This window comes from Pseudomonas sp. JBR1 (assembly GCF_028198185.1).
GTDB classification, from domain to species: Bacteria; Pseudomonadota; Gammaproteobacteria; order Pseudomonadales; family Pseudomonadaceae; genus Chryseomonas; species Chryseomonas oryzihabitans_E.
Map to the genome: position 1 here is coordinate 1,785,106 of NZ_CP116340.1, position 15,123 is coordinate 1,800,228.

The window sequence follows — 15,123 nt, forward strand, 5'->3', positions numbered from 1 at the left end:
ATCTCGGCAACCAGCGGCAATGGCTCTCATACTGCTGGCCGTGTTGCTCTATGTCCTATGGCACCTCTTTGGATGGCTCGCAGCAGTAGAGCCACGAGTTACTCCTGAGCCACCGACGTTCATCTATGGGGCTGCCAAAACCCGCTTCACGCTGATCGAGTACGGCGACCTGGAATGCCCTTACTGCAAGGAAGCCTACCCCCGGGTCAAGCAGCTGATTGATCGACACGGAGTGCTGAATTGGCAGTGGCATCACCTGCCGCTGCCCATGCACGGCGAAGCAGCGCAGCGGGAAGCACGCCTGGTTACGTGTGCCGGTTGGCTGGGCGGCAATCCGGTGTTCTGGCAGGCGGTCGAAGCGGTTCACCAGCACAGCCGCGGCAACGGCGCCGGCCTGGCAGTCCCGATCGATCAACTGGGACTGCAACCAGCCGTATCGCTGCAGCACCTGCAGGCGTGCATCCAGGACAATACGACAGTGCGGAGGGTAGTCGCTGAGCAGACCGCAACCGCAGCGCAGAAGCGGATCGATGCCACCCCGACCTTCGAGCTCCGTGATAATCGGTCTGGTCGTACGATCCGGCTTTCGGCTCTGCTGGACGATGCCGGCATGCTATCGGCCATGGATTGGTTGGCGCGCAAATAAATGAAAACGGAATCACTATTTTCCGATATTTCCTCTTGGCTTAGGACCTTGCCAGATCGCGCATTAGAACGATTTAATAGTCGACTAAACTATCTTGCTAGAATGATTGACGCTGAACTCCATCGACGCGAGCGCATTAAGAAATCGAACGCCCCGACCAATACCAAACATCATTTAAATAGCGACCCTTGACAACGCTAAAAGATACCAAAACAGCAAATCCCATCACAACATAAACCACAAACTAATCGATGAGCCCTAAAACCTTAAAAAAGATCTTTAGATAGTTATAAAATCACTTGGCAGACGAAAAACAAAAGAAGAAGAGCGCCAAGCAGAACAATAACAACACTCACCTTACGACCTAACGATCTCATTTGTTTTTGCAGTCTGATTAGCTCCATTTTAGAGCCAGAGTCTTCATACACAGGTGATCGATCTTGATCTGAGGCAAATGTATCAGCATATGCTGCAATCAGGCTGCCTCCTGCTCCACCACACGCGATTACCAAAAGCTGAACCATCATGTCTATCGTGTTGACCCAAACCCAATCATTCTCGTCTGCAAACTTAAACTCGCATGCTGGGCTCCTGATAGATTCAAGCAAGCATGCCACATCGCCTCTAACTAAAAAATTGTAAAACACAGTAATGGTCAGGCCAACCAAGATAATGGACATTCCCTTGTGAAATCGAGGAATCTTTGCCCGAATAAAAATCACAAACAGGATAGATGCAGAACTCACTAGTGCTCCACCAATGACAAGCGAAGAAAATCTACCCACTAATAAAATTATAAATAGCAACCAAGCCAAATATCCAAACATCAGGCCTAAAAGCCGAAACAAGCGATCATTCATTACACCCCCTTAAAGGTAAAAAAAGATACCTATATCATTATTCAATATTTAGACCTAAAAACTGTCACGACACATTAAATCGTGTCCTGCAGAATTTCGGATCTTAAGTTTCGACATCTTTAGAAACCGGCAAAACATTTATCGAATGTTAAAGGAGCGCATCAAGGACGCGTACATAGGTCATCGTAACCCATTAGATTTTTGGGCGAAAACCTGTCCCATCCTGACGATGGGATCCTTCTGCCCCCCTTATCGACATCGTCGATAAAGGCATCAATATCTCGCTTATCGGAAACTGACAAAATAACCTTCATACGATCAAAGTATTTTTTAGAGCTAGATCGTGCAAACAATTCAAAAGGCGAATATTGGTGGCCAGCATAAACTAGAGTTATCGGCCACCAGCCATCCTTTTGAAACTCAGCCCGCAAATATAAAATGAAATCTGCTTGCATTATAGAGGTAAAATCTATGCAGGAATGCTTTGACCTATCCTTTATCATCTCAGCGCGTAACGACGCCTTGCCTAGGCCCAGCCGCTTATTACGATAATCAAGTGATTCAATGCTATTTAAAAAAAGCCTAAACGTTCCAACCGCACCACCATACCTATGGCTTCTATTGCTAGAGTAATAGGGCGTTTCTAACAATAAGTTAATTTCCAAAAATTTTTCATGCTTGCAAAGAATTGCGATGACCCCTAAAAAAATTTCGTGCAGAAGAAATCTATAATTATCGAAATCTACGCTACGATAGCTACCGACAGTCCGAGGCGCATCCGTGTAATCAATTAGCCTTTCAAAAAACCTATGAATTCTATGAATAAAACCTTCTGACATATGATATTGACTAGCAATTAGTACCAAACCAAGAAGTTCGTTCTTGGCTTCGTTCAGCTCACTTATGTTTTCGACAACCTTATCATCGAACTCAATCGAGCTTGAGCTTTCAATTCTAAAACGCTCAAGATTTTCGGTAAAAACAGTCAGATATTCGTCTAATGCGCCATCAGCATGAATCTTGCCATTACGAATAGCATCACTTGCTCTTTTAAAAGAGGTAGCTGTTCCTAGGGATACGGAATCGTTAGACTCAAGAAAAGAGGGACGCTTGCCTATATCTGGTTTGACGAAGAGGGGCTTGTCAAATATCCAGCGCAAGAGTTTCTCGAACTCACCACTATAACGATCTGCATCACTAAGATCTATATAGATCCTACTATTATAGTAAGTAGGCAGATAGGCCTTTCCGTTTTCATCCCGACAAGGAAGAATCGCAACAAATTTATCCTGAGACTGGTTTTCATAAATCTTTCGGGAAATTATCTGCGTCTCGACCCCGACGCCGCCATTTCTGCCGTCCGCTTTTTCAGCGTAGACCCTATCAGATACGATGAGCACTTTCTTGATAGTTGAGTCTGTAACCATCTGCTCCATGAACGCCACTGAGTCATGACCTTCACGTAGGTCCCATTTATCGAGCTTTACATCTACGCCAGACTCTACCAGCTCTGTAGCAAGATCAAGCACCCACTGCTCATGTTCAGGCGTCGACCAACTGTAGGAAATGAAAAGTTTGGGAGCAACAATTTCCATTTGAATTTACCGCCTCTTGGATGGCTTCGCACTGATAATAGCGGAGAGTTAGAACCAATGCCTCAGAAAGCATGCGCTATGCCAAGACGCTCTAGGGCCTACCTATAAGCATCGCGCACCAAGATGACCTGTACTAAGAAATACACCACCCCGTTTTTAACCTCCAGCGACCTGGATATGGTTTCGCGCTGACCCAGCCCTCCTGATCGCGTTTCCTGTACCAGCCACCTCTCTGCCTGGTACCGCGTATGTCCATCTTTCCCTCTACCGTCCCAGCAGGCCTGAAAGCCCGCATGTTGGGCTTTGTCCTAGCGACCTGCTGCATCTCCTCCGCCACAGCGGATGTGCTGGCCATCTCCGACGCCGCTCATCCCCTAATCAACAGCACCGGCGCACGGGTTGTGCTCTTGGATGCCCCGGAGCGCTTTGAGCAGCAGCTTTCCGAAGGCCTGCCGGCGGATCCGCGACAGGCCGTAGCCATCATGCAGCAGCGGATGCGTTCGGCCTCCGCCCAGCAGCTGGGACGTGACCTCGCCAAGGCGCACCAGGACGTAGCCGATGCCTGGAGCCTGGGCGTGGCCAAGCTGCCAGCAGTCGTGGTGGATCGTCGGTATGTGGTCTATGGCCAGCCTGATGTGGCGGCCGCCGTGGCCAGCATCGAGCGCTACCGGAGCAGCGGACGATGAGCCGCCCCTCTTCACGCGGATCTGTGCAACGTCTACGGCGCCTTGCCCTGGCGATCCCGCTGGCTACCAGCCTGCAGGCCACCGCGGCGGTCACCACCGCAACCATCGTGTCGTCCTCGCTCTCGCCCGACTGCCTCGAATACAAGGTGGTCGGCATCTGCTACTGGCTGTTCTGCACCCCATACGGATGCAAGGTGAAGACCTCGGCCAAGGTACGCCACTTCGTGCCCGATGCCGTGGTGTCCAGCTATGCCAATACCGGCGAGAACCCATGGACGGAGATGGCCTCTTTCAGCCCCGTCAGCAGTGTCGCCGCCGGCGGCAATGACCCGGGCGACAGCGCGACCCAGGCCAACACCACCATCAGCGCGCGCTTCAAGAACACGGATGTCATCGGCCACCCGGGCGGCTACGCGTTCAGCCAGTTCGCCAGCGGCTCTGGCTATGTCTGCAAGGGCGCCGGTACCGCCTACATGCCGTATCTGCTGAGCAACTACGACTACCTGGCTTGGCGGTACGGCATCCCCGAGGTCGTCTATCCGGAGGCCCTTATCCCGGGCAAGCGCGAAGTGGGCGGCACCTTGTCCGGCGACCTGTGGGGCAGCGTCTATCCGCGCAGTGGATTCCTGCATCAGCCCGATGACTACAAGGCCGCGGCGGTAATGGCGCAGCGCGCCGGCGATGTGGTCACGCGCTCCGGCCAGGTCCACGTCTACCAGTCGCTGCTGGCCCAGGCCGAGGACGGCTACTGGCCTGCAGGCGAGCTGCTTGAGGGCGATGCCACCACAGGCAAGTGGCAGGAGCTCACGCCCACGCTGAGCCAGAGCTGCGCAGCCTTCCCCAACCCGGGCCCACACGTCCAGGACGCCGTGGGCGCCTATGCCTGGGCGCTGTGGCGCCCCTACAGCTGCTGCAAGCGTGAAGGCCAGGTCTTCCTGGGCAGCACCGACTTTCAATGATCAGGAAGCCGTCGATCATGAACACTACTCGCCTTACCCTGCTGGCCAGCACCTGCCTGGCTGGCCTTCTCCTCGGCAACGCTGTCCAGGCAGCCGAACCCTACCGTGTGCAGTCCCAGGGCAGCGTCATCGGTGACGACGTGCTCTACAGCATCGGCGGCGGCAATGCCGTGTCGATGGGCAGCGTCGGCAACATGGACAGCATCCAGATTGGGGGTGGCTGGAACACCAACCTGATCTGCGGAAACATGAGCCTCACCAACACCCTGCAGAACCAGCTCAACGGGGCCACTCAGGGCTTCCAGACCATCATGAGTTCGGTGATACAGAACGCCACCGCCGCGGTAGGCTCCCTTCCCGGCCTGATCCTGCAGCGCGCCAACCCGGGGCTGTACAACCTCATCACCAACGGCATTGGCCAGGCACGCCTGGACTTTGATCGCTCGAAGGGCACCTGCCGCGCGATCGGCGACAAGATGCTCGATGTCGCCGGCGGCCAGGTCGGCTGGAACAAGCTCGCCGAGGGTGAAGCGATGAAGTCGGCCGCTGCCGGCACCACTGATGCGGTGGCCGCAATCAACCAGGTCGAGCAGAAGAGCGGGAATGAGGGCGTCACCTGGGTCGGCGGGAGCAAAGCCGGGGGCAGCGGCCAGCAGCCTATCAAGGTGGTCGGCGACGTCACCAAGGCCGGCTACAACATGCTCAGTGGCCGCTCACCCACCGCTACCGGCTCGATCCCGGCCAGCAGTTGCAACGGCGGTCTCGTCTGCAGCACCTGGTCGTCGCCGCAGGAGGCCGCGACCTTCGCCACCCGCGTCTTGGGCGAGCAACAGCAGCAGACCTGCGACAACTGCCAGAAGACCGTGACCCAGGCCGGGGTCGGGCTCACCCCGCTGATTCAGGAAACCTACGACACCAAGCTCAAGGCGGTGAATGCGCTGATCGCCGGCACCCAGCCGATGACAGCTGAGAACCTGGCCGCGGCCGGTAGCAACTCCATCCCGATTACCCGCGGCATCATCGAATCGCTGCGCACCGAGCAGGACCAGGACGTACTGGCCAAGCGGCTTGTGTCCGAGGTGTCCCTGGCAGATGTCATCGAGAAGGCGCTGTCGCTGGTTCGTACCTTGGCCGCTGGCCGTCAGGAGCCCAACGTCGCCGCCAACCAGGTCGCCCAGACGCAGGTCGACCAGAACGCCGCCAACCTGCAGGCCGAGATCCAGAACCTCAAGACCGAGCTGGACATGCGCCGGGAGCTGGCCGGCAATTCGCCCACCACCATCCTGCAGCGCGCTGCGCTGCGCAAGGATGCTTCCAAGACCATCTTCCAGGGCGACCCCATGCCGAACCGGCTGGATCGCGTCGAAAACCCCGTCAAGAAGGGCGAGTGATCATGAGCAATGTTTCTTCGGATAGTCGTTCGCAGATCAACCGTGAGCGGAAGCAGAGCCCGGTATTACGACTCGCCAAGGGCGGCTTGAAGCGCTCCGCATGGGTGGCGGTGATCTTGCTCACCACGGTGCTGCTGGCGCTGGCCAGCAGTCTGCTGATCCAACAGCTGTTTGGCGACGTTGCGGGTTACCGGCAGTGGGCAGAGGCCCACCGTAGCGGTCTGCAGGTCTGGAGATTGATCGTGTATGCAGCCTTGGCAGCCGGCTGGTGGCCCGTTCGCCAGCGGTTGCGAACGCTGCCAGAGGGTGCCGGGCGCCTGGCCCGTTGTGAGTGGTTGGCGATAGCCGTCATTGCGCTCTACGAACTGCAACTCCACCTGTAGCGCCACGCAGAGAAAGACACCCATGGTTCTCTACACCAACGACTACCTCGAGTATTACCTGACCCTGGTGGGCTGGCTGATCAATAGCGCTATCTGGGATCTGATAGGAAGCACCGGCCTATTCGCTGCGCCCTTTGCTGCCATCGTCATTCAGGAGTGGTTGCGCGCCCGCGGCGAAGGCCAAGACGAGGGCAACAAGGGGGCGCTGAGCCTGGCGCGGATCGAAAACCGATTCTATGTCGCCATCTTCGTCATCATGCTCGGGCTCATGCCCTTGCCGAACTCGGTGCTGAGTTTCTCCACCCTTGAGTACGATAAGACACGCTCCAAGCAGTGTCAGGTCGACGTGCTGAAGCCATCCGAGACGGGGTGGGGCACCAGCTTCAGCACCCTCAATGCCAAGAGCGCCCGGATTCCCATCTGGTGGGCAGTGGTACATGCTCTTTCGAAGGGCTTTACTGCAGGTGCGGTCGCCGGCATTCCATGCGGACTGGATCTGCAACAGCTACGCATGGAGGTGAACGCCACCAGGATCGGCAATCCGCTGCTGGCCCAGGAGGTCGCGGACTTCACAAATGACTGCTACGCCCAGGCCCGAGCCAAGCTGTTCATGACGCAGCCGAACCTGTCCGCCTCGCAGTTCGAAGATGTCAGCTGGATTGGCTCGAAATTCTTTCTGAGCACCAGCGGCTACTACAGCGATGGTGCTTCAGGGTTTCGCTCACACACACCGCGCAAGGCCTGGCCCTATGACAAAACGCGTGATGCGGGACTGGCCGAGACCACCGGGGGCGGCGGCTACCCAACGTGCTCGCAGTGGTGGTCTGACGGCACAATCGGATTGCGTGCACGGCTGTTGGCGGCGGTGGAGCCCAGCCTGATCACTCAGCTGGCCCAGTGGGCGAAACTGATGAACCAGCAAGAGGTAGAAGACCAGGTGATCCGCGACCTGGTATCGCCCCGCAAGCAGGTACTGACCCAAGGGCAGGTCTATGGAGACTACGGTGGCCAGGTAGGCGGCAGCATCGGCAGCAGCATTTCGCGCGTCGCAGCCACTGCAGGTCAGGCAGTGGGATCGCTAGCGATGTACCCGGCCATCGACAGTGTTCGTCAGGCTGCGCCGATGGTCCTGGCCTTCCTGAAGATGGCCTTCATCATCTGCATCCCCATCGTGCTGGTGCTGGGCACCTATGATTTGAAGGTTGCCATGACGCTGACCTTCGCCCAGTTCGCACTGATCTTTGTCGACTTCTGGCTGCAGCTGGCCCGCTGGGTCGACAGCACGATTCTCGACGCACTGTACGGCAACATCATGGGTGCCTCACCCCATCTGAACTTCAACATCATGATGGGCATGAACAACGCCCAGGGCGACCTGCTGCTGGACTTCGTGATGGGCACGATGTTCTTGGTGCTGCCGGCGTTTTGGATCACAGCGATGAGCTGGACTGGCGCGAAGATAGGATCTTTGGCGGATGGGTTGGTTACAGGTACTAAGCCTGCTCATGAGGCAGGCGCTAAAGGTGTAAACACTCTCACCAAAAGCATTTTGTAACTATCACAGCAAGTACCTCTACGACATTAGAGGTACTTGCTATCGTCCTCGAACCAGCCCTTCGTTTGCCCGAAAACATTCCGCTCTACGCCGTAGGCAGGCTCATCATCATGGCGAACTTTGTCGTATCTCCCGCTCGATTGAGCGAACAGCCACAAAGCTAGGCAGATGAGGATGAGGGGGACGAACAAATACAAGGAGTAGACGGCTGCAGCAGCCAGGACGAAGGCACGCACCGTCCATTTCAACACCTTGATGATGCCGGCCGGAACACCCACCGCAGCCAAACCGGTCCAAATGGCGCCTTCAGCCCGTACGAGCAAACGGCTCGTATCCAGCTTTCCAAGGTGAGTCCAGTCTTCGGTAGATCCCGGTTTGCGAGTGGTCATGGCTACTGCCTCATTCCATGGAGCGCGATGGCTCTATGGTGGCACTTATACGTCGCAATTGATGACGCCGCAAGTGCCATGGCATAAGATGCCAATCACCTTCACCTCCACCTGGAGTTGTCATGCCGACCCGAAATATCGTCATCCCAGACCCCCTCTCTTACGAGATCGATCGCTTGGTCGCGAGCGGCCGCTACCAAAACGCTAGCGAGGTGGTACGCAATGGGCTCCGCCTACTGATTCAGCAAGAGGCTATGGTCTCGGCCAAGGTCGAGGCCTTGCGCAACGCCACGGGCTCAGCCCTCGAGCAGCTGGAGCAGGGAAGATTCGACGAGGTGAACGGGGGGGACCTGGAGCAGTACCTGGAAGGCTTGTCGGTTGAAGACAGCCGCATAGGCCACTGAACCGATGAAGTACCGTATCTCCGTCGAGGCCCGACAGGACCTGGCCGACATCCTGGTGTATTCCGCTCAGCAATTCGGCTCAGCGGCCCGGAAGCGCTACCAGAGCTTGCTAGTAGGCAGCTTCAATCTGATTGCAACCGATCCCTATGGGCCTGTGAGTCGCGCCCGCGATGAGCTGCACGAGGGCCTGCGCAGCCTCCACCTGGCCCATGCCCAAAGGGGTATCCCGTCCGAGCAGCGCGTCGGCCAGCCTCGTCATGTGGTGTTCTACCGGATCGCGGCTGACGACGTCATCGAGATAGTGCGGCTGCTGCACGACCTAATGGAGCCCAAGGAACATCTGGCCAGCCCCCGGTAACCGAAAGGGCCAAATGGGCCGGAGCAAAGGGGGGGGGAATGGAAGGGGGCTCTAAGGGTAAAAGCCCTACCAGAAAGGGCTCCGCCGCTGGTGAAATGACCCCCGAAAGTTGGACGCTGCCTTGAAGGCGTACCATGCCCAAGTACTCTCTAGCGTTCAAATTGAAGATCGTCGCTCAGTACCAAAAGGGCGATTGCAGCTACGGCCACCTCGCTAGGGTGCATGACGTCAGCGTGGTGCAGGTAAAAGGATGGATTGGCGCCTATGCCAATCACGGAAAAGCGGCTCTACAAAAGCGTTATCGTTATCACAGCATCGATTTCAAGATCGAGGTGGTGCGACAGATCGTCGAAGGCCTATCAATCCGACGGGCTAGTGAGCGATTTAGTCTCAATCGCTCCCAAATGCAGCGCTGGGTCGATGCGTGGCAGAGGTATGGTATCGAGGGGTTGGCCAGCAAACGCAGAGGTGACTCCTTGCCCCTTCTTCCCGTTCCAGATCCATCCGCTTTCAAGCCCCACATCGCAAACCCAGTCCGAGAGCTGGAAAAGCAGGTTGCCTATCTGCAGGTCAAAAACGCCTTTCTGCGCAAAGCCATGAGCTTGGGTCTCAAGGACAGTGACCTGGACAATCAGCAGAAAGCACTTATCGTGCAGGAGTTGCGGTCACGATATCCACTTGATGCGCTTCTTCAGGGAGCATGTCTTCCTCGAAGCAGCTTCTACTACCACCTCAAGGTCACTCGCCAACCAGACAAACAAGGTGCCCGCAAAGAGAGCATCCGGACGATGTTCGCGCATCATCGGGGTCGCTATGGCTATCGCCGCATCACGCAGGCGCTACGCAATCAGGGGCAGCAGATCAATCACAAGGCAGTACAGCGGCTGATGGGCGAAATGTCGTTAAAGTGCACGCTGCGACGCCGTCGCTATCGTCCATTCACAGGGCCGGAGTCCTGCGTGGCGCCTAACCTGCTGGAACGCCGCTTTACCGCACCGCAGCCCAATCAGCGGTGGGCGACTGACATAACGGAGTTTCGTGTCAATCAAAACCGGCTATACCTGTCACCGATTCTTGACCTCTTCAATAAGGAAATTGTGGCTTTCGAGATAAGTGAGCGCCCATCGTTCGAGATGGTCTTACGTATGTTGAAAGACGGATTGAAGACCCTTCGGCCTCATGAGAAACCGCTCATCCATTCCGATCAAGGCTGGCACTATCAATACCCTGCCTACCAACAGCTGATCCGTCAGCATGGACTGACTCAGAGTATGTCAAGGCGAGCCAATTGCCTCGACAATGCGGCAATGGAAAGCTTTTTTGCAGTACTAAAATCTGAGCTTTTCCACTGCAACAGGTTCTCAAGCGTAGAGGAGCTGGCAGTAGCAATTCGGGCCTATATCGACTACTACAATAAGGAGCGAATCAAATTGGCACTGGGTGGGCGCAGTCCAGCTGAATATCGTCTGGCAATAGCGAAAGCTGTGAATACCTGTGACGAATAGGACGTTTGCCTCATAGCTACCGCAGAGTCGATCGGTTTCTAGACCCTCGGCGTTTGAGGAGTGCAGGCATGCTCCGGGTCTCAATAAGCAGTGGCAGGCATGTCGGCTTCAAGAACGAGCCATCTTCAAAGTCATCTGCTGCGCTGCTATGATCCGCTAAGGAGATGGCATTCCTCCTCAAACCGCCTCGTGCTGATGATGCCTACGTAACCCCTTGGCAGGGTGCGTAGGTGCGCCCTGTCTTTTTCGAGGACAGCGCTATGCACCGACCATATCCCTCCCCGGCCCCTAGTCTTCCATTCCCCTTGGGAGACGTTCCATGCTGAAGCCGCTCATAGCCATCGCACTCGGTGCGACCTTGGGTGCCTGGCTCCGTTGGATACTGGGCTTGAAGCTAAATGCCTGGTTCCCGTCGCTCCCGCCTGGGACGGTCGTTGCGAATCTTGTAGGTGGCTACATCATCGGAATGGCCGTAGCCATCTTCGCTGCTTGGCCCGGGATTGCGCCTGAATGGCGGCTGTTTCTGATCACCGGATTTTGCGGCGGCTTAACCACCTTCTCGACGTTTTCTGCTGAGACACTGATGCTAATCCAGCAAGGAAGGCTGCTCATGGCGCTGACTGCAATCAGCGTTCATGTCGTGGGGTCCCTGTGCATGACAGCCCTGGGTATCTTGACCATCAACCTGCTGCACCCACGCTAAAGGCAATAGCATGAACGACTATCTCGTTACGTTCTATACCGAACAAAATCGTCGCCATGAACATCAGCAGATTGGAGATTGGCTTCTGGATCTTGCTAAAGAGCTTCACCTAAGTGGCGCAACGTTGTCAGTGGCGGCTGAAGGCTTTGGCCAAGATGGAAAACGCCACTCCGCTCATTTTTTTGAGCTTGCCGATCAGCCCATCCAGGTAACGATGGCGCTGACTCAAATTCAACACGACATGCTGTTTCAACGCCTCGAATCGGAAGACTTGGCACTGTTCTACATCAAGACGCCTGCCGAGATTGGCACGGTAGGACGCCACCGCCCTTCCCAAGAGACAGAGTCATCCTCGTCCTGAGCTGACGCACCTTTGAATCGGTTAAGGCGGCCGCGGTAACCAACGGCATCAAGGGATGGCTTTCACTGAGCCCCATTTGCGGACTCATCAGCTCACTCGTCGTAGAGAGTGGGCTGATGGTCCTAGCTTGGTAGCGTTGCTCAGCGAGGCGCCACCTAATCGACCTCATTTGCGTGGTTGCAGATGAGCAATGCAAGGCGAGACGAACAGCGTCCCGCGGTAGGCACCGGCTAGGGTGCGTCCCGCGACCACCGCCCACAGAGCAGTCAAGGCGACGACCAAAAAGGCACCGAAGACGGTAAGGAAACCTGACCCAAGCGTGCTTCCCAAACGTAGCGTCGTGACGGCATAGACGCCCAGTGGAAAAGTAAAACCCCACCATCCCAGGTTGAAAGGGATGCCGTGGCGCGCGTACTTCAGCGTGATCAGTATGGCAAGGCTCATCCACCACAAGCCGAGTCCCCATAGTAGGATCCCGCCAATTACGCCTAGCCCCTGCGCGACGGCGCCAATTCCGGCCATACCGTGAGCAGCGAAGATGACCGGCGCGTCGCTGCCCATCACGAGCAGACCCAACGCACCTGTACCAATGGGGCCAAGCGATAACCAGCTCGATGCAGCCATGTTCTCGTGAGGCAGCTTGTGCAGTGCCATCCGCAATAGCAGGATCACGAGGACACTTAGGGCGACAGGTACCGAATAGGCCCAAAGCACATAGCTGGTCACCAGCACGGTGAATTGGTGCCCGCCATCGGCTAGGTGCGGTGCCAACAGCCCGCCACTGGCAGCGGCCACTTCGGCGGCTACCACAGGTAGCAACCATACCGCCGTCATTTGATCGATGCTGTGCTGCTGACGAGTAAACATCAGGTACGGAATCGCTACTCCGCAAACCAGTGCCATGGCCGCATCGACCCACCAAAGTCCGGTGGCAATCGTGACAGCCACCTCACCCCATCGTGGCAGCCCAAAGATCAGCATCCCGTTGATGATTGTTGCCAACCCCATCGGAATGGTGCCGAAGAACATCGATACGGTGGAGTGGGCAAAAATTTGCTTGGCTTCGTTGTAGAACAAGATCCAGCGAGCGGCATACAAGCCGCTGAATAGAACGAAAAGCAAAATGTTGAACAGCCACAGTCCTTCGGCGATCAGACGCAAGCCGGGTACCGACGCGGGAAAACTCGCTAAGGCGATTGCCAAAATACCGGTGCCCATCGTTGCCGCAAACCAGTTGGGGGTGAACTGGCGAACGACTTCGAGCGGCTGCTTGAGCTGGCTGAGCGGCTTGCCGCCGGTGCGCAGGGCTATAGCATCCTTTAATGTCATGAGGTGAGCTCCGCTGAAGAATGCAAACAGTCTAGCCCGGCTCGATTATCTGAAAAATTGAATATGATATAAAAAGTAATCTACTAAATAGATAAGCAGTCCCCGCTGTCCGCAGGGACTGCTCCACGATCAAGGCTTCGCGACGTGCCAGACTTGATTGACACCTTCACCGGTCGTTTCACCGGGCTTGCTGTCCTTTACCCAGGTATAGAGTGGCTGCCCCTTATAGGCCCATTGCTGGCTACCATCCTCACGCTGTACTACGGTATAGCCGTCACCGCTCTTGGCCCCTGCCGGTGCCATCAGCGGCGGCCAGTTCTTGGCGCACGGGCCGTTGCAGGCGGACTTACCCTCGCTGTCCTTGGTGAAGGTGTAAAGCGTCATACCCTTTTCATCCACAAGCACCTTACCCAAGGTGGTGTCGCCAACCTTGGCGGGCGTGGCCGCCACGGCCAGCCCTGTCATGGAGAAAATGGCAGTGGCAATCAACACTTGTCTGAGCATGCTGGACCTCGATGGTTATTGGTTATTGGTTATTAGTATTTCGATTGGAGCACTTGCACTTGCACGGGAGCACCTGGCGCATCGGCTGCACCAGGTGCGATGACGAGGTAGCGCTGTTCATCCGCCTGGGATTGCTGAACCAGTTGGCGTATCGGTCCTACCGCATTCACGATAGCTGCGCCGGCGGGATTGGTTTGAAAAGCGGCGAGAGACTCAAGAGCGCCGCTACCGTCTGCATGACGAGCCAACGCTAGTACATAGGGCTGCTTGGCCACCAGGCCCGTAACCGAGGCCTGCAGGACCTGAGTCAAGCCCTGGTCGAAAAGTGTCACCTGAGTGGTATGACGTTCGTGTTGACCCGGCGGAGCCAGGGCGATCTGAATACTCTTGGCGGCGCTCCCTAACGGCTTAAGATTTGCCAGCCCAGCGCCCTGGGTAGCGGCGCGGGGAACGTAGACCAAAGCCTGGGGCGCCTGCCCCACGGGTACAGTGGTTTCAACGCTATTGGTCAGCGTATTGATGACGGCCACACTGTCAGCATTCTCTAGTCCCACGTACAACCGCGTGCCATCTCCTGACGGCCAGAGACCGTGGGGCAAAGCGCCAACAGGAATGCTGGCGACTTGGCTGAAATCATCGGTTCGGAAGACCTTGACTCGATTTTCTCCGCCTACCGTTACATAGGCGAAGCTTCCGCGGGCATTGCGAACCAAGTTGACGTGATTAGTGATCGCGCCAGTATCAAGCGTCTTAATCAAGCTGAACGGCGGTTTGGCTGCGAACACCTGGGTCTTACCGACATCTTTTAGGGTGAGCCAGACCTGTTGGCCATCTGCAGACGCAGCGATGTTGGGGCAGAAGGGACTCGCCTGAGCGACGCGGCCAACAATTCGATGCTCGGCAACCGAAACCACTACGGTTTCCGGAGTGAACGAGGAGCAGACGTAGCCATAGCGGCCATCAGGGGAGAAGATCTGCATGCCAGGGCCTGGCGGTACGCCAATTCGCGTCTTCTCTTTGAAAGTCACCGGGTCGATCACGGCGATATAGTCCTCGCCCCGTACCGTGACCCAGAGCTCTTTGCCGTCAGGGGTGAAAAAGGCTTCATGAGGCGCGCGACCCAGATAGGTTTTACCCTTCACCTGGTTGTTGGCGGTGTCGATGAAGGACACGGAGTTCGAGCCTATCGCTACGACGGCCAAGGTTCGCCCATCTGGCGAAAATCCCAAGCCATGCACCAGTAGCTCGCCCTTGTACAAAGGACTCAAGTTCTTGGGTTGGCTGTCGCCTAGGGTGATGACGCCGAGCAATTTTTCCGTGCTGGGATCAATCACCGATACCGTGTTGGAGAACTGCTCCGCCGTATACACACGGTCTTGGGAACTAATCGTGATGTCCGGTTGTGCAGCAGCACGCGGAACTTGACCGGCTGAAGCGGTGCAGGAGATTACTAACAACACAGCGGCGAGCGGGGTGAGCGACAATCGAGGCATGA

17 protein-coding genes and 1 riboswitch are annotated in these 15,123 nt (G+C 56.3%); of the genes, 11 read left to right on the forward strand and 6 right to left on the reverse strand.

Annotated elements, in window-relative coordinates:
- Nucleotides 1-19 precede the first annotated feature (19 nt).
- On the forward strand, nt 20-646 hold the full coding sequence (locus PJ259_RS08230) for a DsbA family protein (RefSeq protein WP_271655439.1): 627 nt from the start codon (nt 20-22) through the stop codon (nt 644-646).
- 287 nt (nt 647-933) lie between these two features.
- Here the strand turns inward: PJ259_RS08230 and PJ259_RS08235 are convergent, their stop codons facing one another.
- The gene (locus tag PJ259_RS08235; RefSeq protein ID WP_271655440.1) at nt 934-1,506 is read right to left on the reverse strand and encodes a hypothetical protein; all 573 of its coding nucleotides are present in this window, start codon (nt 1,504-1,506) and stop codon (nt 934-936) included.
- 161 nt (nt 1,507-1,667) lie between these two features.
- On the reverse strand, nt 1,668-3,101 hold the full coding sequence (locus PJ259_RS08240; protein WP_271655441.1) for an SEFIR domain-containing protein: 1,434 nt from the start codon (nt 3,099-3,101) through the stop codon (nt 1,668-1,670).
- Nucleotides 3,102-3,394: 293 nt separating this feature from the next.
- Here PJ259_RS08240 and PJ259_RS08245 point away from each other — a divergent pair, with 293 nt between their 5' ends.
- The 5 genes from PJ259_RS08245 to PJ259_RS08265 are packed head-to-tail and all read left to right on the forward strand — an operon-like array spanning nt 3,395 to nt 8,075.
- Entirely contained in the window at nt 3,395-3,787 is a 393-nt protein-coding gene (locus PJ259_RS08245; protein ID WP_271655442.1) for a TIGR03757 family integrating conjugative element protein, read from the forward strand.
- Nucleotides 3,784-4,746: a TIGR03756 family integrating conjugative element protein gene (locus PJ259_RS08250; protein ID WP_271655443.1), complete on the forward strand. Its 963-nt coding sequence runs from the start codon at nt 3,784-3,786 to the stop codon at nt 4,744-4,746. Before PJ259_RS08245 ends, PJ259_RS08250 begins: the two co-directional genes overlap by 4 nt.
- A gap of 17 nt (nt 4,747-4,763) precedes the next feature.
- Entirely contained in the window at nt 4,764-6,137 is a 1,374-nt protein-coding gene (locus tag PJ259_RS08255; protein ID WP_271655444.1) for an integrating conjugative element protein, read from the forward strand.
- 2 nt (nt 6,138-6,139) lie between these two features.
- Nucleotides 6,140-6,520 (forward strand): hypothetical protein, encoded by a 381-nt coding sequence (locus PJ259_RS08260; RefSeq protein WP_155951366.1) that lies wholly within the window; start codon nt 6,140-6,142, stop codon nt 6,518-6,520.
- Between the two features lie 22 nt (nt 6,521-6,542).
- Nucleotides 6,543-8,075, forward strand: coding sequence for a conjugal transfer protein TraG N-terminal domain-containing protein (locus tag PJ259_RS08265; RefSeq protein ID WP_271655445.1), 1,533 nt, complete (start codon nt 6,543-6,545; stop codon nt 8,073-8,075).
- 26 nt (nt 8,076-8,101) lie between these two features.
- Here the strand turns inward: PJ259_RS08265 and PJ259_RS08270 are convergent, their stop codons facing one another.
- Nucleotides 8,102-8,464, reverse strand: coding sequence for a DUF3742 family protein (locus PJ259_RS08270; protein WP_037006957.1), 363 nt, complete (start codon nt 8,462-8,464; stop codon nt 8,102-8,104).
- 122 nt (nt 8,465-8,586) lie between these two features.
- Between PJ259_RS08270 and PJ259_RS08275 the strand changes: the two genes are divergently transcribed.
- The 5 genes from PJ259_RS08275 (at nt 8,587) to PJ259_RS08295 (ending at nt 11,795) form a co-directional block, all read left to right on the forward strand.
- Nucleotides 8,587-8,868, forward strand: coding sequence for a type II toxin-antitoxin system ParD family antitoxin (locus PJ259_RS08275; protein WP_027601714.1), 282 nt, complete (start codon nt 8,587-8,589; stop codon nt 8,866-8,868).
- Between the two features lie 4 nt (nt 8,869-8,872).
- Nucleotides 8,873-9,226 carry a type II toxin-antitoxin system RelE/ParE family toxin gene (locus PJ259_RS08280; protein WP_027601713.1) on the forward strand — a complete coding sequence of 118 codons (354 nt, stop codon included), beginning with the start codon at nt 8,873-8,875 and terminating at the stop codon, nt 9,224-9,226.
- Nucleotides 9,227-9,360: 134 nt separating this feature from the next.
- Complete coding sequence (locus PJ259_RS08285; protein WP_081049679.1) at nt 9,361-10,731, forward strand: IS3 family transposase; 1,371 nt, start codon at nt 9,361-9,363, stop codon at nt 10,729-10,731.
- Between the two features lie 151 nt (nt 10,732-10,882).
- Nucleotides 10,883-10,943, forward strand: a riboswitch (Fluoride riboswitch).
- Between the two features lie 107 nt (nt 10,944-11,050).
- A complete protein-coding gene (gene crcB / locus PJ259_RS08290) occupies nt 11,051-11,434 on the forward strand; it encodes a fluoride efflux transporter CrcB (protein ID WP_027597932.1) in 384 nt (127 codons plus the stop codon).
- Between the two features lie 10 nt (nt 11,435-11,444).
- A complete protein-coding gene (locus PJ259_RS08295; RefSeq protein WP_027597933.1) occupies nt 11,445-11,795 on the forward strand; it encodes a DUF190 domain-containing protein in 351 nt (116 codons plus the stop codon).
- A gap of 165 nt (nt 11,796-11,960) precedes the next feature.
- On the opposite strand, the gene PJ259_RS08300 is transcribed toward PJ259_RS08295, so the two are convergent.
- The 3 genes from PJ259_RS08300 to PJ259_RS08310 form a co-directional block, all read right to left on the reverse strand.
- Nucleotides 11,961-13,124 (reverse strand): TDT family transporter, encoded by a 1,164-nt coding sequence (locus tag PJ259_RS08300; RefSeq protein WP_027597934.1) that lies wholly within the window; start codon nt 13,122-13,124, stop codon nt 11,961-11,963.
- Nucleotides 13,125-13,253: 129 nt separating this feature from the next.
- Nucleotides 13,254-13,628, reverse strand: coding sequence for a COG4315 family predicted lipoprotein (locus PJ259_RS08305; protein WP_027597935.1), 375 nt, complete (start codon nt 13,626-13,628; stop codon nt 13,254-13,256).
- 32 nt (nt 13,629-13,660) lie between these two features.
- Nucleotides 13,661-15,121 (reverse strand): YncE family protein, encoded by a 1,461-nt coding sequence (locus PJ259_RS08310; protein ID WP_037007585.1) that lies wholly within the window; start codon nt 15,119-15,121, stop codon nt 13,661-13,663.
- Between the last annotated feature and the right edge of the window lie 2 nt (nt 15,122-15,123).